This is a genomic window from Bartonella taylorii 8TBB (assembly GCF_902825155.1).
GTDB lineage: Bacteria > Pseudomonadota > Alphaproteobacteria > Rhizobiales > Rhizobiaceae > Bartonella > Bartonella taylorii_A.
This window is the reverse complement of the sequence record NZ_CADEAG010000083.1, coordinates 1-528: the sequence shown is the minus strand read 5'-3', so window position 1 is coordinate 528 and position 528 is coordinate 1. Positions and strand designations below refer to the sequence as shown.

The following is a 528-nucleotide window of genomic DNA, read 5'->3' as shown; positions in this document are numbered from 1 at the left end:
AATGGTAATTTAACTAAAATACTCCCCAATTTATTATATCTAATTATTTTTTAGAAAAATATCTACTTTACAACACACTATAATATAAATTTCTCCTCATTAACTGATAAAAAATATCACCCAAAAAAAAATCATACTATATAAAATATGACACTTCATATTGCACTTTTTCAACCTGATATTGCTGGTAATACTGGAACCATTTTGCGTCTTAGTGCCTGTTTTGCTTTACATGTTCACATTATTGAACCTGCCGGTTTTAATCTGTCGGATCGCAACCTCAAACGAGCAAGTTTGGATTACCTCGAATATACCTCACTAGAACGACATATTGATTGGCAACATTTTGTAAGCTCCATGAGATATTTTAAGCGTCGTCATTTGCTTTTGACCACAAAAGCAGAAACATCCTATACGCAAATATGCTATCAAAAAAACGATGTTTTACTTTTTGGTCGTGAATCAGCAGGAGTTCCCGATTATGTTCATAAAGCTGTTGACTACGCATTAAAAATTCCCATTCAGCCA

1 protein-coding gene is annotated in these 528 nt (G+C 32.8%); it reads left to right on the top strand.

Annotation, left to right across the window (positions count from 1 at the left end; translation table 11 throughout):
• Positions 1–147: 147 nt before the first annotated feature.
• The coding region (locus tag J7R13_RS08745) for a tRNA (cytidine(34)-2'-O)-methyltransferase (protein WP_208438303.1) at positions 148–528 on the top strand (381 nt) is incomplete at its 3' end.